This is a genomic window from Haloferax massiliensis, from assembly GCF_001368915.1.
Lineage (GTDB): Archaea > Halobacteriota > Halobacteria > Halobacteriales > Haloferacaceae > Haloferax > Haloferax massiliensis.
This window is the reverse complement of record NZ_CSTE01000003.1, coordinates 308250-328288: the sequence shown is the minus strand read 5'-3', so window position 1 is coordinate 328288 and position 20039 is coordinate 308250. Positions and strand designations below refer to the sequence as shown.

Sequence of the window (20039 nt, the reverse complement as noted above, 5' to 3'; positions counted from 1 at the left end):
CGCGGCGCGACGGGGTGTCGGAACCGGCGTCGGAACCGGTGTCGGAGTTCGCGGGAGAACCGGAGGGTGCGTGGGAGGGAGGGGACGAAGGCGAGGGCATACGTCGGCTTCTCACAGGTCGCTGATATGTATTGTGGGTCGGTTGACGGGTCGGCGACGCGGATACTCTCGGAGACGCCCGCCCGTTACAGCCGGTCGAGGTCGAGCGGCTCCGCCGCCTCCCAGTAGCGCTCGAACAGTTCGTCGGCCCACGCGAGGACTTCGGGTTCGGTCACGTCGATGGAGGCCTGGAGGATGCCGCTGTCGTCGCGGAGGAACAGGTGGACGGTCGAGTCGGCGATGGTCGCCGCCATCGGAATCGGCTCGTCGGTGATGCGGACGGCGGCCGCGTCGGCGTCGAGGAGGTCGCGGAGCTGTTCGCGAAGCTGGGAGTCGTGGGCGAGCGCGTCGATGGCGGCCGAGGAGAAGACGCCCTCGAACCGCTGGTCGCCGGCGGCGGTCCGCTCCCTGACGATGTCGAGGTTCTGCTCGTTGAACGCGTAGGAGAAGATGCGCACGTCCTCGGCCTCGCTCAGGAGGGACACGGCGCGCTTGACCGGCGCGTTCGGCCGGACCTGACTCGGCGTGGTAATCGTCGCCTCGGTCAGATGTTCGAGGTCGAACGTGATGGCGTCGGTCGGGAGCCACTCGACGACCGGCCGGAGTTTGGCGTCGGTGTCGAGGATGTCGACGAGGTCGTCGAACCCTCGCGAGACGAGTTCGCCCGTCACCGTCGCCCGATACGCGCCGTCCTCGCGGACGAGCCACGACCGGGCTTCGAAATCGCTGAGAATCCGGCCCATCGTCGGCTGCGACGCGCCGGTTCGCTCGACGAGTTCGCGTCTGGAGTGCGGCCGCTCCGAGAGGTGTCTGAGCGCGTCGACGCGGTTCTGCGAGAGCGCGAGAAACTCTATCTCGTCTAATGCCGACTCCATGGGGCGGAGTTGTGCGCGCTCGATTAAACACCTTTCGCGTCTCGAAATAATTTCATACCATGAATCATACTCGACCGCCGCCGGATTTTCTTGCCATGAATTAATTTCTGAATCAAACTATACGTGGGGGAGTCGTACGACTATCCAAGATGCGTTCACTTCACTCTGCGTTCGGTCTCTCGCTCGGAGGTGCGGCATGGTGACGGCGACGCGCCGGCGGTTCGTCCTGTTCGCCCTGACGGCGTTCTTCTTCGGCGGGACGTTCGTCGCCGCGAAGGCGGGCCTCGACTACCTGCCGCCGCTCCTGTTCGTCGCGCTCCGGTTCGACATCGCGGCGGTGTTGCTCGTGGGCTACGTCGTCGCCACCCGGCCGCGCGCCGAACTGCTCCCGCGGTCGGTCCGCGACGTGGTCGGCATCCTCGCCACCGGCGTGTTCGTCATCGGACTCGCCAACGCTCTCCTGTTCGTCGGACAGGAGCACGTCTCCAGCGGCGTCGGGTCGATTATCTTCAGCCTCAACCCGATTCTGACGCCCGTGTTCGCCATGGCGCTCCTCGCCGACGAACGACTCTCCACCCGCGGCGCGTTCGGGATGCTCATCGGCCTCCTCGGCGTCGGCCTCGTCGTCGGCGTCGACCCCGCGAACCTGCTCGGCGGCGAGGCGCTCTGGAAGGGCGTCGTCTTCCTCGGCGCGGTTAGCGGCGCGCTCGGGACCGTCCTCATCCGCTGGGCCGACACGTCGCTTTCGAGCCCCGTCCGCACGGCGTGGGCGCTCCCCGTCAGCGCGGCGCTCACCCACGGCCTGAGCGTCGCCTCCGGCGAGTCGCTCGCCGCGGCCACGTGGTCGCCGACGGCGCTCCTCGCGCTCGCCTACGTCGGCGTCTTCGCCGGCGCGGTTGCCTATCTCACCTACTTCGGCTTCCTCGACGACGTGGGGCCGATTCGCGGCAACCTCGTCTTCTACGCCGTGCCCATCGTCGCCACGCTCGGGGGGACGGCGCTCCTCGGCGAGTCGATTTCGACGCTCACCGTCGTCGGCTTCGCGACTATCTTCACCGGGTTCGCCGTCCTCGCGACGGAGTCGCTCCTCGCGGAAGTCGCGCGCGCCTACGGGAAAGTCGAGTCCCGCGTGGCCGGTCTCGTCGGGGGCGGCGCTCCGAGCCGCGACTGAGTCGCGGACTGGTCGCGGGCCGGCCGCTCAGCGGAACGCGCGGTGAGAGGGTAGAAATGTAGGGGCGGACCATCGGGCGGCAGTCCGAGGGGGCAGGGTCGGAGTACCGGTGGCACGGGATGGGCCGCCTGCCTGCGATGTTATGTCACCAGTCCGCCGACCAGACAGTATCGAGCGGACACCTGAGAGTTGCCAGCCAGCTAAGTAGTCTTTTTGGCCCGATTCTCAAAAAACAGCTGACGGCGGCGTGGTCATTCCGACTTTTCGCACTATCTATCGGAGAGCGCGACCGCGGCCAGCGCGGAAATCAGACAGAAGTGTCCGACGCCGACGAGGAACAACGTATTCGAGTCGGACGTGTCGACCGCGACGACCGCCGCGAACGCCGCGAGACCGAGGACGAACAGGACGACGCCGAGATACCGGTCGTACCGCGGGTCGTAATCGACTTCGGCCAGACGCAGGAGCGGTCCCGGTTCGGGCGGCTCGTCGCTCCGAGCCTCGCGGACTTTCCCGCGAAGATTCAGGAGTACCATGCCGGTCGCGCTGGTCCATACGACTCCGGCCGCGAGGTCGACCTCCGGGCCGTCGAAGGCGACGATGAGTCCCACGATGAGCGACGCGACGGCAATCGCCCCAGAAACGGTGGTCTCGCTCAGTCTCGTCATTCGAAATCGAGTCTGAGATAGCTCGTTCCGTGCCGGTAGTTGTACGCCTCGACGACGACGCCGACTGCTGAGAGGACGGCGAGGACGCCCCACAGGAGATTCGACAGCGCGCCGCTGGCGTACCCGCCGGCGAACAGGAGCGTCGTGTACACCGCGGAGGCGAGCGGGAAGGCGGGATGCTCGCGGACGGCGTCGACCGCGGTCGAGGCTATGTAGACGAGGGTGAGCAGTCCCATGGCCGCGAGCGCCGGACTGACCGGCTCGTCGGTGAGAGACAATAGCCCGGCGAGCACGACGGCGACGACCGCGAACACGGCCAGTCGCCATCGGCTGACGCCGGCGGGCAGAACGGTGGAGGGCATCGCCTTCCTATCGGCGTGCTGATTTTTTGAATGTTGGGACTGTGCGGTCGTCCCGCTCTCAGGCCCGCCGCAGGCGGACGACGAAGACCGCGCCCCGGGGCTCGTTGTCCTCGACCCACACGTCGCCGCCGTAGCCGCTGACGATGGTGTCTACGAGGTAGAGACCGAGGCCGGTCCCGGGGCTTTCGAGGCCCTTCTCGCCGCGGCCGAACGCCTCCTCTTTGCGCTCGTCGGGCACGCCCGGCCCGTTGTCGGCGATGCGGACGAGCGCCTCGCCGTCTCGAACCTCGACCGACACGTCGATTTCGGTCCGGTCGGCGTCGTTGTGCCGCACCGCGTTCGTGAGGAGGTTTCGGAAGACCGTCCCCAGCATGTCGTCGGCGACGACGGTCACGTCCGGCGGCTCGTCGGGGAGCGAGACCGCCGCGTCGGCGGTTCCGTCGTGGACCGCGCTCGCTTCCGCCCAGAGCGGCCCGGCGAGCGTCGTCGGCCGGGTCGTCTCCTCGTCGTCGAGCATCGTCGCCATGAGGTTCCGGACGTTCACGGTGAGTTCGGTGGCGTGTTCCCCGTTTCTGAGTATCGTGGCGAGGCGTTCGCGCACGACCTCGTCGTCGACCGACTCCTCGATAAGCCGGGCGTTGCCGAGGATGACGGCCATGTCGTTTCGGATGTCGTGGCGGACGATCTGGTTGAGGAGCGTGAGCTTCTCGTTTTGGGAGAGAATGGTCTGTTTTTGGCGGTGCAACTCGGTCACGTCGCGGAGGACGATGACCCAGCCGACGGTCTGGTCGCCTCGTTTGAGCCGCTGGGAGCGGGCGCTGAGGTACACCGCTTCGCCGCCTTCTCGGGTGGTTCTGACGCTGTCGTTGCTCTCGGTCGTCAGGTCGAGGTCCGGCGAGACCGCGGTGACCGGGTCGCCGACGGCCGCGCCGAAGCGCTCTAACAGCGCCGCGCCGCGGGTGTTGACGTGGACGATTCGCTCGTCGGCGTCGAGGACGAACACGCCGTCGGGCGACTCCTCCATCGCGGTGGTGTAGGCGATGGGTGGCAGGTCGAGAAACCGGTAGCGAAAGAGCGCGACGCCGATGGCGGCCGACGTGACCGCGGCCGAGGTCGGCACGAGGTTCACGCCGTCGCTCCCGAACGGCGGGACTCCGAGCGAACTGCAGGCCGTGAAGACGAACGGGGCGACGAGGCCGACGCTCACCAACACCGCCTGCGGGATGTACGGCCGGCCCAACCGAATCGCCTCGGAGAGGATGAGCGCGACGGCCAGCGCGCAGAGCACCGCGTTGTAGAGCAACTGCAACACCACGTGACCGAGACCGACGTCGACCCGCAGGACGACGAGGCCGTTCGTCTCGACGAGGTGCGTCGCCTCGATAGCGAGACCGTCGGGGTTCGCAAAGAGGACCGCCAGAAAGACGGCCGGCACGGTCATGACCGCCGCGACCAGTCCGGGCGTGGTTCGGCTGACTCGGTCGGTGTGGAAGAGCGTAAAGAGGAACGCGAGCGCGCCGAGCGGCGCGACGCCGAAGTAGAGAAACCGGTAGAAAAGCAGCTTCAGTTCCGGATCGGTCTGCAGGAGTTTGAGCGCCGCGAACCCGGTCCAGAGGACGAGTCCGACGTTCACGGCGAAGAACGCGACGAGCTCGGGCGACCGGCCGTGGACCCGCATGTACCGCAGGCTGTACGCTCCGAGCAGGACCGCGGTAACCATTGCAAAGAGGGTCGGAAGCGCCAAGACTGTGTATTGCCAGCCCATCTCTCACCGCGTCCGACCGCTTTTCGCGTCCATCGGTGCGTGTTCTGTGCCCGTTCTGGTACTTAGACGTGTCTGTTCGCGAGAGGTTCTGCCCGTCTTTGTCGGAATAAACCGAACGAACGTTCCCTATTCTCTCGATTACCGCTCGGGTTCCGCACCCGAACAGTTTATCTCAGTAGATGTACCACGGACGACAGAACCGCCGTGACCGAGACGACAGACGAGACGAGCGCGGACCCAGTCACGGTCCTCCTCGTCGACGACAACCGCGACTGGCTGACGCTCGTGGTGCATCGACTCCGCGAGGTGGCCCCCGACTTCGACGTCCGGGAGGCAAACAGTCCCGATGACGCGCTCGACCGCCTCACAGACGACGTCGAGTGCGTCGTCAGCGACTACTACATGCCCGGGCGGACGGGCATCGAACTGCTGTCCGAGGTCCGCGAGGACCGACCCGACATCCCGTTTCTCCTGTTTACGGGTGCCGGAAACGAGGGGCTCGCCAGTAGCGCGCTGTCGGCCGGGGCGGACGACTACATCGTCAAGACGAGCGTCGACGACAGCGCCGCGGCGCTCGCCACACGCGTTCGGACGGCCGTCGACAAGCACCGAACGGAGCGCGCGCTCGCCGAGAGCGAGGCTCGCTACCGGACGCTCGTCGAGAACGTCCGCGACGCCATCTTCGTCGCCGGCGACGGCGTCGTCGTCCTCGTCAACGAGGCGGCGACGACGCTCACCGGCTACGACCGCGCGGCGCTCACCGCCGGCGACATCGTCGAGACGGTCGTCCACCCCGACGACCGGGCCCGCGTCCGCGACGCGCTCGACCGGGGGGTCCCGCAGTCGCTCGACATTCGTATCCGCAACCGCGGCGGCGAGACGCGCCACTGCATCCTCGATACCGACGACGTCGTCGACGACGGACTCCCCGGCACCATCGGCGTCCTCCGGGACATCACGGCGCAGGTCCACCACCAGCGCCGACTCGAACGCGAGCGCGACACGAAGGAGGCGATTCGGGAGATTCTCGTCCGACAGTCGTCGCGCGTCGAGGTCGCGGAGTCGTTCTGTCGGTACATCGGGAGCGACCCCGACACCGTCGCGGCGTGGGTGGGCGAGCGCACCGCGGGCGGCGGACTCGCCCCGCTCGCCGTCGTCGGCGACGAGTCGTATCTCCGGATGGCGGGCGTTTTCGACGCCGACGCGGCGGTCCGGCGCGGCTCGACCGAACCGAGTCTGACCGCCTTCCGCGAGGGGACGACGGTCGTCCGCGCCGTCGGCGACGAACCCGACACCGACGCCGACGCACCGGCGACCGCTCCCGACGCCGGGTGGACGGCGGCCGCGGCCGCCGGCGGTATCGAAACCGCGGTCGCCGTCGCGCTCCGGCACGGCGGCGTCGACTACGGCGTCCTCGGCGTGTACCGCCGCGGTGCCGACGACGACCGGGAGCGCCGGCGGCTCGAAGAGCTGGCGGAGACGCTCGGCTACGCCCTCAGCACCGCCGAGAGCCGCGAGGCGCTGGTTGCCGACGAGGTCGTCCGCGTCCGCCTCCGCGTCCGCGACGGCGACGCGGGGCTGCTGGCGGTCGGCGATGCGCTCGGCCGGGACGCGGAACTCGTCGTCCACACGGCGTTGCCCCGCGGCGACAGCGAGCGCTACTTCGTGACGGTCCGCGGCGCGTCCGAGGCCGCGGTGACAGACGCGCTGGCGAGTCTCGACGGGGTGACGCCCGGTGCCGTGACCCCCGGCGACGGGGTCGTCCGGGCGCAGTTCGACACGCTCGCGCCCTCGCTGGGGACGGCCATCGCCGACGCGGGCGGCGTTCTCCACCGGGTCGTCGTCGTGGACGGCGAGGCGACGGTCGTCGTCGACCTCTCCCGGCGGCGACCGGCGGGCCCGTTCGTCGAGGCGCTCGCGGCGGCTTTCGACAGCGTCGTGATGACCGCGCGGAGCCACCGCACCGTCGAGTCCGATATCGGCGCGAGCGTGCTGGCCGGCCTCACCGACCGCCAGCGCGAGTCGCTCGAAGTCGCGTACCGAACGGGCTACTTCGAGCGACCGAAGCGCCGCAGCGCCGCCGAAGTGGCCGAGGCCATCGGCGTCTCGCGGTCGACGTTCACCCAACACCTCAGGGCGGCCCAGCGGAAGGTCTTCGCCGAACTGTTCGACGCCGAGTGAGGCGACGCGTCGCCTCACTGGGGCGGCCTTGCCTCTCGTCCCGGCGGGACTGTGCCGAAGGCTATCACGCCGCTCGGTTTTTGCCGGATACCGCATAATGGTGGTATCGGGTTATTGCCGCGTAATCGAGTAGAGATGTCTGAAGGTCACCCCACCCAGAATGTCACGGAAGGGAGTGGGTGTACGGTGGGCCGCACGGAGAACTCAATGGCAGAAAAAGTATTCAAACTCACACGACGCCGCGCCCTCGGAGGCCTCCTCACGATCGGCGCGGGAAGCGCCGCCGCCGGGGTGGGCACGTTCGCCCTGTTCAACGACACCGAATCGAGCACCGAGAACACGCTTCAGGCGGGGACGCTGAGCCTCGCCGACGGGGCCAGTTCCGCGAGCTTCAGCGCCACGGGCCTCGCGCCCGGCGACGAGACCGACACCTTCGAGGTCGACCTCGAAAACGACGGCACGCTCGACGGGAGCCTCGATATCGACCTCACGCTGACCGAAAACGACAGCGACGCCACGGCCGGCGACGACGGCGACGCGGACGCCTCGGTGGCGGACCTCGCGGGCGTCCTCGACGTGACGACGTTCGAAGTCGGGAGCCTCGACGTGCTCGCCGACCGGTTCGGCGGCTCGGCCACGTTGGCCGACGTGGTCGACAACAACAGCGACGCGGCCGACGGCGACGACGACTCCAACGTCCAAGACATCGCCCTCGCGTCCGGCGAGACGAAGACGTTCTCCTTCGCGCTGGAGATGCGGGAGAGCGCCGGAAACGAGTTCCAAGCCGACGGGCTCGACATCCAGTTCGACTTCGAACTGAACCAGCGAGACAGCCAGTAACCACAGTTCGCGTTCGCGGGCGACGGGGACGACGCGACCCGGTCGAACCGACCGCGTCCAGCTCTTTCGTTCCGGCCCTCCGAACGCGCACGACGACTTCACGCCTCTCGATGCCGAAACAGACACCAACGCTGACGCTCACTCGACGCCGATTCCTCGGCGGACTCTTCACGATTAGCGCCGGAAGCGCCGCCGCGGGCGTCGGCACCTACTCGGCGTTTTCCGACACCGAGCGCGCCGACGCGTCGTTCGGCGTCGGCACGCTCGACCTGACGGTCGACGGCGACGACGAGCAACTCACGTTCCTCGAAGAGTCGGGCCTTGCGCCCGGCGACAGCGGCACCGCGTCGGTGACGCTCCGCAACCGCGGGTCGCTCACCGGCTTCCTCGATATCGACGTGCTCAGCGTCACCGACGACGAGAACGGCCAGTCCGAGCCCCCGTCGCAGAACGACCCCCGCGTCGGGGACGGCGAACTCGCGCAGGTGCTCGAAGTCCGCGCGTGGCTCGAAGCCGCCGACGGGTCGAAGACGTACCTCTGCGGGAGTTCGGACTACGCGACCCTCGACTCGATTTTCGTCGCGGACGAGACGTTCGACCTCGACTACGAACTCGCGCCCGGCGAGTCGGTCGACTTCGTCATCGCGTGGCGGCTCCCGTCGAGCGCCGGCAACGAGGTCGCCTCGGACGTCGCGGGCGTCGACCTCCGGTTCGCGCTCGACCAGCGTCCCGACGCCGACGACGGCGCGTCCTGCGAGGTCGACGACGATGACGGAGGCGACGACGGTTCGACGTCCGGCACCGGCGACGCCCGCGACGCGATGGGCGGCTGGGACTGGGCGACGCTCGCCCGCTACGGCGAGCCCTACGACGGCTTCGTGTACGGCAACTCGGAGCCGGAGAACTACGAAGTCGCGGTGCTGAAGCGCTCCGGAAGCTCCGAGACTCGCCTCCACAGGCAGAACAGCGACTGGCAACACGCGTGGTGGTCGGGTCGAACCGAGTCGTTCCGCGTCGATTTCGACGGCAGCAAGGTGACGATGACCGTCGGCGGCACCGAGTACCCGGACAAACACGGGTGGAAGGGACAGGGCGTCGGCGCGAACGACGTGGTCGCGCTCGGCGTCACGGTCTCCGCCTCGGCCGCCGGGTCGTCGGTCGCGGTCTCGGACCTCGAACTCACCGCCGCCGGGCAGACGAGCACTCTCGCCGACGTCTCGGTCGATGCGACCGGCACGAACCACGTCCGAATCGACCGCGAGATAGACGGGTCGTTCTCGCTCACCGGCACGCTCCAGTTCTCGTGGCACCACTACTCGCACGCCGACCCCGACGACCTCGTGATGCGCGTCGACGTCAAGACGGGCGACGCAGTCAGAACGAACGAAGTCGAGACGACCGAGGAAGACGGTGAATCCGAGGACGGAGAAGCCGGTGGAGTCGAGAACGCGGATGTCGAGGACGGAGCCGGAGAGAAAGACCAAGACGTCGAGACCGAATCCGGACGAGGCGACGAAGCCGAATCCGAGCAAGAGGACGGAGACGGTGAAGACGGCCAAGACGGTGACGTCGGGAAAGGCGACGAAACGGCCGACTCCGAGTCCGAAACCGACTCGACCGACTCCGAAACCGAAACCGACTCGACCGACTCCGAAACCGAAACCGACTCGACCGACTCCGAAACCGAAACCGACTCGACCGACTCCGAAACCGAAACCGAATCGGCCGCCCCCGAGAGCGTCAGCGGTGACGACGGGAACGGAGACGACGCCGACGGGGGTGCCTGACCGATGAACTGGTCTCGTCTCGCCGCGGCGGCCCGCGTCCTCGGCGGCGTCGTCCTCCTCGTCGCCGTCGCGCTCGTCGTCGTGCTCGCCGCGCCGCAGGCCTTCGGGGCCGACGCCAGCTACACCGTCCTCTCCGGGAGTATGTCGCCGACGTTCGACGCCGGCGACGTGGTGGTCGTCCGCGACGTGCCGCCCGCGGACATCTCGGAGGGTGATATCATCACCTACCGGGAAGCCGGAAGCGCCATCACCGACGAGCGGACCGACCGCGTGACCCACCGGGTCGTCGCGGTGGACCGAAGCGCCGACGGCCCGGTGTTCCGGACGAAAGGCGACGCCAACGAGGACGTCGACTCGGACCCCGTCGCGGCCGACCGCGTCGTCGGTCGCGTCTGGTTCCACGTGCCGTATCTCGGGCTCGCCGCGCAGTTCGTCCAGTCGGGACTCGGGTTGGTCCTGTTCGTCATCCTCCCCGGCGCGCTCCTCGTCGTGACCGAACTCTACTCGCTGTACACCGACGCGCTCGTCGAGGTCGACTCCGACGAGTCGGACGGGAGCGACGGTTCGCCCGACGCGGGGACCGGGACGGCCGGAACTGACTACGTCAGCGCCTCGGACGGTGGCGTCGCGCTCTACCCGGAGCGGACGGGCGTCCGCCTCTCGGCGCCCCCCGTCGCAGTCGCCGACCCGTCTCCTTCGGCGTCCGCCCCCGCGCGCTCCGACTCGGCCGACGGTATGGAGTGGGTGACCGACCCCGTCGACTGCCCTTCCGACGCGCCGACCGACGAAACCTTCGAGGACGGGCGGTGAATCCCTCGTGACCAGCCCGGACGACGCGAACGCACCCGACTGGACCCCCGAGCAGTCGCCCGAACTGATGCTCGCCGACGCGACCCGGTGTCGACGCCTCGTCGACGGCGACGCGGACGACTTCGAGGAGGTCGACTTCGAGCGGCTCGAACGGGGCGACCGCGTCCTCTGTCTTCCCGGCGAGCGTCTGCCCGTCCACGGGGTCGTTCGGGCGGTCCGGCGTTGGGACGCGCATTCGGCGTCGTTCGTCGGCACCGGCACCGGCACCGAAGCCGACGCCACACCCGCGCTTGTCGAACGCGAGCGACCCTCGCCCGACGAGGGCGACGAACTCCGTACCGACTCGCGCCCGGTCGCCGTCGGCGACGAGGTCGAACCCGGCGACCGGCCGACCGAGACGGCGCTGGTGGTCGAGTACCGTCCGTCGCGGGCGGGGCTGTTCCCGATTCCGCTGTCGCTCGCCTCGCTCCTGTCGGCGAAGCTCCTCGGCACGCTCTCGCCGCGGATCTCGCAGGTCGCCGGTCGGTTGGTCATCGTCTTCGTGGTCGTCGGCATCGTGCTGGTCGGCACCGGCTTGGCCGCTCCCGGAAGCGTCGACCGCTTCCTCGACGACAGCGGAATCAACGACGCGATTTCGGACCTCCGGGGCGGCGACGACCCCGGGCCGTCGCCGCCGGACGTCACCGTGACGCCGCCCTCGCCGACGTCGGATACGCCGCCAAACGAGGACGACGAGGACGAAGACACACCGACGCCCGCGTCGACGCCGACCGCGACCACGACATCGAACCCGACCCCGTCGTCGCCCACGCCGACGCCCGCGCCGACGAGCAGTCCCGAGCCGACCACCACGGCGCGCTCGGGCACTGACGGTGGCGTTGGGGGCGGTGGTGGAGGCGGAGGAGGTGGCGGTGGTGGAGGCGGAGGAGGTGGCCGTGGTGGAGGCGGTGGCGGCAGTCAAACGACGACCACGGCCGCATCGTCGGCGTCGCCCGACCCGACGCTTTCGGTCGGGGCCGCCGACCCGCCGACGGTCCGAAGCGCCGACGGGACGGTCGGGACGCTCAGCGGCCCGGTGACCGGGACGCTCTCGTGGACCGGCGCGGTCGACAGCGTCGTGCTCGTGGTGAACGCGTGGGTCCCCGACGAGGGCTGGCAGGAGGAGCGTCGCGTCACTGTCCGGGAGTCGAGCCCCGTGGATATTGCCGCCGCACTCGGCTCCGACGTGACCTACGCCGACGGCAACCGAACCGCCGGCTTCGCGGCTTCCGACGACGGCGAGACCGCCGTCACGACGGGCTACGTCTCCGTGACCGCGGTGTTGTTCCGCGGCTCGACCGAAGTCGCCCGAACCGAGGAGACCGCGTCGTTCGACGTGACCGTCGAGAACACCGCCGGGAGCGCCCCGGAGGGCGTCGACCTCGAACTCGGCTCCGGCGGGGCGGGCGTCTCGCTTCTCGACACGCAGTCGGTCGCGCCCGGCTCCGCGGGTAACTCGACGGGGACGCTCACCAACCGCGGGCGCGACCCCGGCGTGTTGACGCTGGATTCGATGCCGTTCGAGTCAGCCGAGAACGGCCGCTCCGGCCCCGAACTGTCGGTCGACTCGACCGGCGGAGCCGACGAGGGCGAACTCCACGAGGCGCTCGCCGTCCGGCTCCGCGTCGAGCGGGCGAACGGGACGAGCACCTACGTCCTCGGCGACGAGACGACGTATCTCGACTTCGCCGACGTGTGGAACGAGTCCGTCTCGCTCGGCCGACTCGACGGCGGGGAGTCACTGTCGCTCGTCGTCGAGTGGCAGATTCGGGAGTCAGCCGGAAACGAGATACAGACCGACAGCGTCGACGTGGAGTTCGTCTTCACGCTCGAACAGGCGACCGACTGAGCGCTCTTCGCCCCGATTTTCCGCCGCTCACCCGACGAAGAGCCGGAGGTTGAACGCCGTGGCGAACGCTCCGATGACGGCGAGCGCGACCGGCGGGAGGTAGTACAGCACCTTGTCGCCCACGCGAGCGCCGTAGACGCAGATGCCGAGACAGAGGAGGAAGACGGCGAGCTTCGGGAGGACGAGCCCCCACCGTCCGAGTGCGTCCGTGCTCGCCACGAGGAGGGCGTTCGCCTCGTCGAACCGGCGCTCGTAGTAGAGAATCGTCAGCGTCGTGACGATGTCGCCGACGCCGTAGGTAGCGAGCGCGATGAGCCAGAGCAGCGAGAACTCTCTGGCCTCGAAGGGCGTGTCTTCGAGCCGGAGATGCCGAAGTCGTGACACACTCCTTATTCCGGGGGACTGCAATATGAATTATCCGGGCAGGCAGACTGTCGCGGACGCCGACGCGTCAGACGAGGCCGACGCCCTCGGCGAGCAGTTCGTGCGAGCGGAGTCCGTCTTCGTGGTCGCCGACGACGTGCTGAATCATCATCTCGTCGGCCCCGACGCGCTCCGCGAGCTGGTCCAACAGCCCCGAAATCGTCTCGGGACTGCCGGAAATCGCGCGCGGCCACTCCTTCGCTCCGAGGGTCGCGGGCGTGGGTTCGGGAACCCCGCCGAGTTCGTCTATCGCCTCCTCGACGGTCGGCCTCGTGCCGACCTCGCCGCGGCGCATCCGCTTGTACGTCGCCTCGGCCACCGCGCGGATTCGCGCCGCCTCCTCGTCGGTCTCGGCGCAGACGGCGTTCACCGCGACCATCCCGTGGGGTTCGTCGATGCCGCCGGCCAGCGGCGACGCCCGGAAGCTCTCGCGGTACTCCTCGAAGGAGTGGACGGCGAACTGCGGTCTGATGAACCCCGCGAAGCAGTAGGGCAACCCGAGTTCGCCCGCGATGGTCGCGCTCGACGGACTCGACCCGAGCACCCACGGGACCGGCGGGTCGCCGTCCCCTCGCGGGAGTTCGAGGTCGGCGTAGGGGTGTTCGTCGGGGTAGTCGTCGTAGAGGTGGTTGACGACGGCCTCGACCTTCTCGGCGTGGTCGCCGTCGGGGTCCTCGACGTGCCGGTCCGTCCCGAGCGCCTGGTCCGACGCGGGCGACCCGTTCGCTCGGCCGAGTCCCGCGTCGATTCGACCGGGCGCGAGTCCGTCGAGCGCGCCGAACTGTTCGGCGACCTTGAACGGGCTGTAGTGATTGAGCAGCACCGCGCCGGAACCGAGCCGAATCGAGTCGGTCTCGGCGGCGAGGTGACCGAGCAACACCTCGGGCGTCGTCCCCGCGAGGGTGCTCGCCATGCCGTGGTGCTCGGCGACCCAGAAGCGCGAGTAGCCCAGTCGCTCGGCCTGCGCGGCGGTTTCGACGGTGTTCGCGTACGCGTCGGTCGCGGTCCCGCCCTCTGGAACCGGCGAGAGGTCGACGATAGAGAGGTCCATACCCCCGCCTCCGAGACTGCGAGGAATAACGATTTGGCTCCCAGCAGATGCGTACTGTTCCTGCGGTTTCTAAAACAGGCAGTATTGCTCTGAACTATCTTTACTACAATTTACATTTTTCAAATATTCTAAATAATCTGGGTTATTCAAATTTACAACTGGACACGAAACGCACAATACGAGGGATAGCACTCAGTGCCCGGCGATTCCATCATTATCCTCCACAAACTATGGGCATAGTATTGTCTAAATAGCTCAATATTGTCTCTCTCGAATCTCACCCGTGTACACAGTATCCGTCACCACGGTCCACAAAAAATTTTTACGGGCACTATCCGATGGTTCGATAGAGGTTCCCATGCCAAGAGCCGTATTCGACAGCGCCGAGTACGACAGACGCATCGCCCGGACGAAAGAGCGGATGGCCGAGCGGGGACTGGACGCGCTCTTCGTGAGCGACCCCGCGAACATGAACTACCTCACCGGCTACGACGGCTGGTCCTTTTACGTCCATCAGGGCGTCGTGGTGACGCAGGACCGCGACGAGCCGGTGTGGGTCGGCCGCGACATGGACGCTAACGGCGCGCGCGCGACGACCACGTTGGGCGAGGACAGCATCCGGCCGTACAGCGACGACCACGTGCAGTCGCCGCACGACCTCCACCCGATGGACTTCGTCGCGGCCGTCTTGGAGGACCTCGGCGTCGACGACGCGCGCGTCGGCCTCGAAATGGACGCCTACTACTTCACCGCGAAGTCGTACACGCGCCTGCAGAAGAACCTCCCCGAGGCGAGTTTCGAGGACACGACGCTCCTCGTGAACCGCGTGCGCATCAAGAAGTCCGACGCCGAACTCGACTACATGCGCGAGGCCGCCCGCATCTCCGAGAACGCGATGCGGGCCGGCCTCGACGTCATCGAGGCGGGCGTCCCCGAGTACGAGGCCGCCGAGGCCATCTACTCGGCGCTCATCGAGGGAACCGACGACTACGGCGGCGACTACCCGTCTATCGTCCCGCTGATGCCCTCGGGCGACCACACCGGCACGCCGCACCTCACGTGGACCGACCGCGAGTTCGAGGACGGCGACCCGGTCATCATCGAACTCTCCGGCTGTCGCCACCGCTACCACTCGCCGCTCGCGCGGACGACGTTCGTGGGCGACCCCCCCGAAGAGCTGTCCCGGCGGGCCGACATCGTCGTCGAGGGGATGGAGGCCGCGCTCGACGCGGTCGAACCCGGCGTGACCTGCGAGGCCGTCGAGAGGGCGTGGCGCGACACCATCGCCGAGTACGGCATCGAGAAGAAAGACCGCATCGGCTACTCGATGGGGCTCGGCTACCCGCCGGATTGGGGCGAACACACGGCGAGCCTCCGTCCCGGAGACGAGACCGTCCTCGAAGAGAACATGACGTTCCACACCATCCCCGGCCTCTGGTTCGACGACTTCGGCGTCGAACTCAGCGAGACGTTCGTCGTCACGTCCGACGGGGCGGAGCCGCTGGCCGACTTCCCCCGGCGACTATTCACAACCTAATTATGACTCGGGGTCACAGCCCTAATAGGATGAACGAAGATGGCAAAAATCGACGCGGCGAGGCGGTCGCCGACGGCGGCACGGAGTCCGAATCCGAATCGGCGCTGGCGACGGCGCGCAGACAGCTCGAACGCGCGGCGAGTCACGCCGCCGTCGACGACGGTGTCGTCGCGCGCCTGAAGCACCCGACGCGAGTCCAGCAGGTGTCGGTCCCGCTCCGCCGCGACGACGGCTCCCTCGACGTGTTCACGGGCTTCCGAGCCCAGCACGACGACGTTCGCGGACCGTACAAGGGCGGGCTTCGCTACCACCCGGAAGTGACCGCCGACGAGTGCATCGGGCTCTCGATGTGGATGACGTGGAAGTGCGCCGTGATGGACCTGCCGTTCGGCGGCGGCAAGGGCGGCGTCGCGGTCGACCCGAAGACGCTCTCCGACGAGGAGCGCGAGCGACTCACGCGCCGCTTCGCCGAGGAGATTCGGAACGTCGTCGGGCCGAAGAAAGACGTTCCCGCGCCCGACATGGGAACCGGCCCGCAGGAGATGGCGTGGTTCATGGACGCCTACTCGATGCAGCAGGGCGAGACGACGCCCGGCGTCGTGACGGGTAAGCCGCCGGTCATCGGCGGGTCGTACGGCCGCGAGGAGGCCCCCGGTCGCTCCGTCGCCATCGTCACCCGCGAAGCCATCGACTTCTACGACTGGGACATCGAAGACACCACCGTCGCCGTCCAAGGGTTCGGGTCCGTCGGCGCGAACGCCGCGCGCCTCCTCGACGAGTGGGGCGCGAAGGTGGTCGCCGTCTCCGACGTGGACGGGGCCATCTACGACCCCGCCGGCCTCGACACGCAGGACGTCGAGGGCCACGACGAGCGCCCCGGCATGGTGTCGGGCTACGACGCCCCCGAGTCGCTCACGAACGAGGAACTGCTCGAACTCGACGTTGACGTGCTCATCCCCGCGGCCATCGGGAACGTCATCACGACCGAGAACGTCGACGCCGTCTCGGCGGAGATGGTCGTCGAGGGCGCGAACGGGCCGACGACGTTCGCGGCCGACGCCGTCCTCGAAGAGCGCGGGATTCCGGTCCTCCCCGACATCCTCGCCAACGCCGGCGGCGTGACGGTCTCGTACTTCGAGTGGCTCCAGGACATCAACCGCCGCCAGTGGTCGCTCGAACGCGTCCACGAGGAACTCGAAGCCGAGATGCTCAAGGCGTGGAACGCGGTCCGCGAACACGTCGAAGAACGCGACCTGACGTGGCGCGACGCGGCCTACGTCGTCGCGCTCTCCCGCATCGGCGGCGCGAAGGAGACGCGGGGTCTCTGGCCCTGAGCGGCTGAGCCTCGCGCGACCCCCAATCGACCCGCGACCCGAGGGCCGCGGTGCGGTCCGGTTTCTTTTTCGGCGCGCTCCTCAGTCAGCGACCGCGTCGGCGACCTTCTCTATCGGATGTGGCGGGTCGTCGGCCGCGCCGTCCATGTCTTCGAGTTGCGTCCGACACGACGCGCCGGGGGCGACGACGGTGTCGCCGCGGCTCTCGCCGATTTGGTCCGAGAGGATGCCGCCGATGGCCTTCGACAGCGAGTGGTGTTCGGCCTCGTAGCCGAAGCTCCCGGCCATGCCGCAACAGCCCGAATCGAGCGGGTCCACGTCGTAGCCGGCGCGCCGGAGGACGCCCACCGCGTGGTGGTCCTTTCGCGTCGCCTTCTGGTGGCAGTGGCCGTGGTACGTCAGCGTCTCGTCGTCCGCGCCCGCCGACGTTGCGGCGTCGCAGTCGAGGTCCTCCACGAGGCGCTTCGAATCGAGGTACTCCATGACGCCGTAGGTCTCGGCGGCGACGCGCTCGGCGTCCTCGCTCGAAAGCAGGTCGAGGTAGTCCGACTGGAGCATGACCGCGTCGGACGGCTCGACGAGGACGACGCTCCAGCCGGCTTCGACGCGGGGTGCGAGCGCGTCGACGTTCGTCTCGGCGCGCGCCCGCGAGCGGTCGAGAAAGCCCTTCGAGTGGGCCGGGCGGCCGGTCGCGGTCACGTCGTCGGGAATCGAGACGTGGACGCCGGCGGCTTCGAGGACGCGAACCGCGGCCTTCCCCGCGTCGGGGTGGTTGTAGTTGGTGTAGCTGTCCGGGAACAGAAGCACCTTGTCGGTCGCCTCGGCCTCGGGGACGCGAGCGCCGCCGCGCGCCTCGAACCACTCTTCCAGCGACTCGCTGTGGAACGTCGGGAGCGACCGCTCCTTGGCGACGCCGACGGTCTTCTCCATGACCGTCCGCGCGCCCGGAATCTTCGCCGCCCAGTTCGAAAGCGGGGCGAGCCGCGACCCCAGTTCGTTCAGGCGGTCCACCTCGGCGAACAGGTGGTCCCGGAGGCTCGCGCCCTCGCGCTGGTGGTGGGCGTGTTCGACCTCGGCTTTGAGCTTCGCCATGTCGACCTCGCTCGGGCAGTCGCGGGCGCAGCCCTTACAGCCGACACAGAGGTCCAGCACCTCGCGCATGAACTCGGTGTCCGTCGCGTCGGCGTCGAGGTCGCCGCTCATCGCCTGTCTGAGCATGTTCGCCCGGCCGCGGGTCGACAGTCCTTCCTCTTCCGTGGCGCGGTAGGTCGGACACATCACGCCGCCGGTGGTCGATTGGTCGCCCCGACAGCCGCCGCAACCGTGGCAGAGCTCCGCCATCCCCCGAAAGCCGTTTTCGGTGTCCCAGTGGAGTTCGGGGTCGAAACCGGCGTCGAACTCGTAGTCGGGGGAAAAGCGGAGGTTCTCGGTCATCGACACGTCGCCGCAGACCTGCCCCGGATTCAGGAGCCAGTCGGGGTCGAACGCGGTTTTGAGGTCGCGGAAGGCGTTCCAGAGGCGGTCGCCGTACAGCTTGCGGTTCCATTGGGTCCGCGCGCGGCCGTCGCCGTGTTCGCCCGACACCGACCCGCCGGCCTCGACGACGAACTCCGTCACCTCGTCGGCGATGGTCTCGAACGAGTCGAGGCCGTCGAGCGTCTTCGTGTTGACCAGCGGGCGGACGTGCAGCACGCCCGGGCCCGCGTGGGCGTAGAAACTCGTGTTGGCGTCGTGGTCGTCGATGACCTCGCGGAAGCGCTCGACGTACCCCGGCAGTTCGTCGGCCGGCACGGCGCAGTCCTCGATGAACGAGATGTGCTTCTCGTCGGTCGTCCGCGAGAGCAGGATGGGCGCGGCGGCCTTGCGCATCTCCCAGAGCCCCGCGCGGGCCGCCTCGTCGTGGGCCTCCAGCGCGTCGAACGCGCGGGCGTCGTCGGCGACGCCGACGCCCGAAGACGGCGTCGCCTCCGGCGTCACCGAGGGCGCGCGGGCCGTCAGCAGGTCGGCGACTTTCCGCCGGCCCTCGGCGTCGGAGTCGGCGTAGAACTCGACCAGCAGGGCCGCGCGGGTCCCGTCGGGGAGCGACGCGGCCACGTCGTGGAACTCGGCGGTGTCGAGCGCGAGGTCGATGAGCACGTCGTCGATGAGTTCGACCGCCGCCGGGTCGTGGTCGAGGATGGAGGCCACGTCGGCGGCGGCGTCGAACACGTCCTCGTAGGTGAGGAGCGCGACCGCCTTCGTCTCCGGGAGCGGTTCGAGCGAGACGGTCGCCTCGGTCACGACGGCGAGGGTCCCCTCGCTCCCGGCGAGCAGGCGCGCGAGGTTCACGGTCCCGGACTCGCAGTCCGGGTCGGTACCGGTCCCGTCGGCCAGCGGGCGCTCCCCGCGAGCCTCCTCGACCAGCGCGTCGAGGTTGTAGCCGGAGACGTTGCGCTTGAGGTCCGGGTAGCGGGCGTCGATTTCGTCGCGTTCCTCGTCGAGCACGCGGACGACCTCGGCGTAGATTCGGGGGAGAAGCGGACTCGCCGGGCCGTCGGCCCCCCACGCGTCGCTCTCGGGGTCGGCCTTCTCCCGGAGGTCGTCCACGCGCACCTCGCCGAAGCGGTGGACGCTCCCGTCGGCGAGGACGACCTCGCACTCCTCGACGTAGTAGTCGGTCTTGCCGTACTTCAGGGAGTGCGCGCCGGTGGAGTTGTTGCCGATAGCGCCCCCGAGGACGCTCCGGTCGCCCGCGGCGGGGTCCGGGCCGAACGTGAGACCATGGTCGGCCGCGGAGTTATTGAGGTCCGCGAGCGTGACTCCGGCCTGCGCGGTCGCCGTCGCCGCCTCGGCGTCCACCGACTCGACGCCGTCCATGTGCCGCGAGAGGTCGAGGACGACGGCTTCGTTGACGGCCTGTCCGGCGAGGCTCGTGCCGCCGCCGCGGGGGAGGACGGGAATCTCGCGGTCGGCGCAGTACTCCACGACGGCCGCCACGTCGGCGGTCGAGGCCGGCATGACGACGCCGACGGGGAGCACTTCGTACGCCGAGGCGTCGGTCGCGTACAGCTGTCGGGTGTACTCGTCGAACCGCACGTCTCCGTCGACGAGGCGGTCGAGGTCGGAGACGAGCGCCTCGCGGTCGGTGTCGCCGCCGACGTAGTCGTAGTCGGCGCGCGGGTCGTTACTGGGGTCGACCCGCGAGTCAGCGGGCGGGTCGGCCTGCCGGTCGCCGCGGGGGTCGTCGGGTCGTTCCTGCGTCGCCATCG

At 68.8% G+C, this 20039-nt stretch carries 15 protein-coding genes; 8 read left to right on the top strand and 7 right to left on the bottom strand.

Features of this window, described 5'->3' with window-relative positions; genetic code table 11:
• Positions 1 to 185 precede the first annotated feature (185 nt).
• Positions 186 to 974 (bottom strand): helix-turn-helix transcriptional regulator, encoded by a 789-nt coding sequence (locus tag BN996_RS15000; RefSeq protein ID WP_089780407.1) that lies wholly within the window; start codon positions 972 to 974, stop codon positions 186 to 188.
• A gap of 196 nt (positions 975 to 1170) precedes the next feature.
• Between BN996_RS15000 and BN996_RS14995 the strand changes: the two genes are divergently transcribed.
• Positions 1171 to 2145: a DMT family transporter gene (locus tag BN996_RS14995; RefSeq protein ID WP_089780405.1), complete on the top strand. Its 975-nt coding sequence runs from the start codon at positions 1171 to 1173 to the stop codon at positions 2143 to 2145.
• Between the two features lie 269 nt (positions 2146 to 2414).
• Here BN996_RS14995 and BN996_RS14990 read toward each other — a convergent pair whose 3' ends face one another.
• The 3 genes from BN996_RS14990 to BN996_RS14980 are packed head-to-tail and all read right to left on the bottom strand — an operon-like array spanning position 2415 to position 4940.
• The gene (locus BN996_RS14990; protein ID WP_089780404.1) at positions 2415 to 2813 is read right to left on the bottom strand and encodes a hypothetical protein; all 399 of its coding nucleotides are present in this window, start codon (positions 2811 to 2813) and stop codon (positions 2415 to 2417) included.
• Positions 2810 to 3175, bottom strand: coding sequence for a DUF8064 family membrane protein (locus BN996_RS14985; protein WP_193310964.1), 366 nt, complete (start codon positions 3173 to 3175; stop codon positions 2810 to 2812). Before BN996_RS14985 ends, BN996_RS14990 begins: the two co-directional genes overlap by 4 nt.
• 58 nt (positions 3176 to 3233) lie before the next feature.
• Positions 3234 to 4940 (bottom strand): sensor histidine kinase, encoded by a 1707-nt coding sequence (locus BN996_RS14980; RefSeq protein ID WP_089780402.1) that lies wholly within the window; start codon positions 4938 to 4940, stop codon positions 3234 to 3236.
• A 204-nt stretch (positions 4941 to 5144) separates the two neighbouring features.
• Here BN996_RS14980 and BN996_RS14975 point away from each other — a divergent pair, with 204 nt between their 5' ends.
• The 5 genes from BN996_RS14975 (at position 5145) to BN996_RS20365 (ending at position 12446) form a co-directional block, all read left to right on the top strand.
• Entirely contained in the window at positions 5145 to 7121 is a 1977-nt protein-coding gene (locus BN996_RS14975) for a helix-turn-helix domain-containing protein (protein ID WP_089780400.1), read from the top strand.
• A gap of 207 nt (positions 7122 to 7328) precedes the next feature.
• Complete coding sequence (locus BN996_RS14970) at positions 7329 to 7961, top strand: TasA family protein (RefSeq protein ID WP_089780398.1); 633 nt, start codon at positions 7329 to 7331, stop codon at positions 7959 to 7961.
• Positions 7962 to 8071: 110 nt separating this feature from the next.
• Positions 8072 to 9748, top strand: coding sequence for a TasA family protein (locus tag BN996_RS14965; protein ID WP_089780396.1), 1677 nt, complete (start codon positions 8072 to 8074; stop codon positions 9746 to 9748).
• Positions 9749 to 9751: 3 nt separating this feature from the next.
• Positions 9752 to 10558: a signal peptidase I gene (locus BN996_RS14960; protein WP_089780394.1), complete on the top strand. Its 807-nt coding sequence runs from the start codon at positions 9752 to 9754 to the stop codon at positions 10556 to 10558.
• Between the two features lie 7 nt (positions 10559 to 10565).
• On the top strand, positions 10566 to 12446 hold the full coding sequence (locus tag BN996_RS20365; protein WP_089780392.1) for a hypothetical protein: 1881 nt from the start codon (positions 10566 to 10568) through the stop codon (positions 12444 to 12446).
• A 27-nt stretch (positions 12447 to 12473) separates the two neighbouring features.
• Here the strand turns inward: BN996_RS20365 and BN996_RS14950 are convergent, their stop codons facing one another.
• Both BN996_RS14950 and BN996_RS14945 read right to left on the bottom strand, forming a co-directional pair.
• Positions 12474 to 12830, bottom strand: a complete 357-nt coding sequence (locus BN996_RS14950) for a DUF5658 family protein (protein WP_089780391.1) — start codon at positions 12828 to 12830, stop codon at positions 12474 to 12476.
• A 67-nt stretch (positions 12831 to 12897) separates the two neighbouring features.
• Positions 12898 to 13920, bottom strand: a complete 1023-nt coding sequence (locus tag BN996_RS14945; RefSeq protein ID WP_089780388.1) for an LLM class flavin-dependent oxidoreductase — start codon at positions 13918 to 13920, stop codon at positions 12898 to 12900.
• Between the two features lie 358 nt (positions 13921 to 14278).
• Here BN996_RS14945 and BN996_RS14940 point away from each other — a divergent pair, with 358 nt between their 5' ends.
• Together BN996_RS14940 and gdhB are read left to right on the top strand one after the other, a co-directional pair.
• Positions 14279 to 15457 (top strand): M24 family metallopeptidase, encoded by a 1179-nt coding sequence (locus BN996_RS14940; protein ID WP_089780385.1) that lies wholly within the window; start codon positions 14279 to 14281, stop codon positions 15455 to 15457.
• Positions 15458 to 15486: 29 nt separating this feature from the next.
• Entirely contained in the window at positions 15487 to 16791 is a 1305-nt protein-coding gene (gdhB, locus tag BN996_RS14935; RefSeq protein ID WP_089780383.1) for a glutamate dehydrogenase GdhB, read from the top strand.
• A gap of 81 nt (positions 16792 to 16872) precedes the next feature.
• On the opposite strand, the gene BN996_RS14930 is transcribed toward gdhB, so the two are convergent.
• A complete protein-coding gene (locus BN996_RS14930; RefSeq protein WP_089780381.1) occupies positions 16873 to 20037 on the bottom strand; it encodes an FAD-binding and (Fe-S)-binding domain-containing protein in 3165 nt (1054 codons plus the stop codon).
• Positions 20038 to 20039: the final 2 nt, after the last annotated feature.

Coding starts and splice junctions, on each gene's coding strand:
- BN996_RS15000 (WP_089780407.1), bottom strand. CDS start 974: ATGGAGTCGGCATTAGACGAGATAGAGTTTCTCGCGCTCTCGCAGAAC.
- BN996_RS14995 (WP_089780405.1), top strand. CDS start 1,171: ATGGTGACGGCGACGCGCCGGCGGTTCGTCCTGTTCGCCCTGACGGCG.
- BN996_RS14990 (WP_089780404.1), bottom strand. CDS start 2,813: ATGACGAGACTGAGCGAGACCACCGTTTCTGGGGCGATTGCCGTCGCG.
- BN996_RS14985 (WP_193310964.1), bottom strand. CDS start 3,175: ATGCCCTCCACCGTTCTGCCCGCCGGCGTCAGCCGATGGCGACTGGCC.
- BN996_RS14980 (WP_089780402.1), bottom strand. CDS start 4,940: ATGGGCTGGCAATACACAGTCTTGGCGCTTCCGACCCTCTTTGCAATG.
- BN996_RS14970 (WP_089780398.1), top strand. CDS start 7,329: ATGGCAGAAAAAGTATTCAAACTCACACGACGCCGCGCCCTCGGAGGC.
- BN996_RS14965 (WP_089780396.1), top strand. CDS start 8,072: ATGCCGAAACAGACACCAACGCTGACGCTCACTCGACGCCGATTCCTC.
- BN996_RS14960 (WP_089780394.1), top strand. CDS start 9,752: ATGAACTGGTCTCGTCTCGCCGCGGCGGCCCGCGTCCTCGGCGGCGTC.
- BN996_RS14945 (WP_089780388.1), bottom strand. CDS start 13,920: ATGGACCTCTCTATCGTCGACCTCTCGCCGGTTCCAGAGGGCGGGACC.
- BN996_RS14940 (WP_089780385.1), top strand. CDS start 14,279: ATGCCAAGAGCCGTATTCGACAGCGCCGAGTACGACAGACGCATCGCC.
- gdhB (WP_089780383.1), top strand. CDS start 15,487: ATGAACGAAGATGGCAAAAATCGACGCGGCGAGGCGGTCGCCGACGGC.
- BN996_RS14930 (WP_089780381.1), bottom strand. CDS start 20,037: ATGGCGACGCAGGAACGACCCGACGACCCCCGCGGCGACCGGCAGGCC.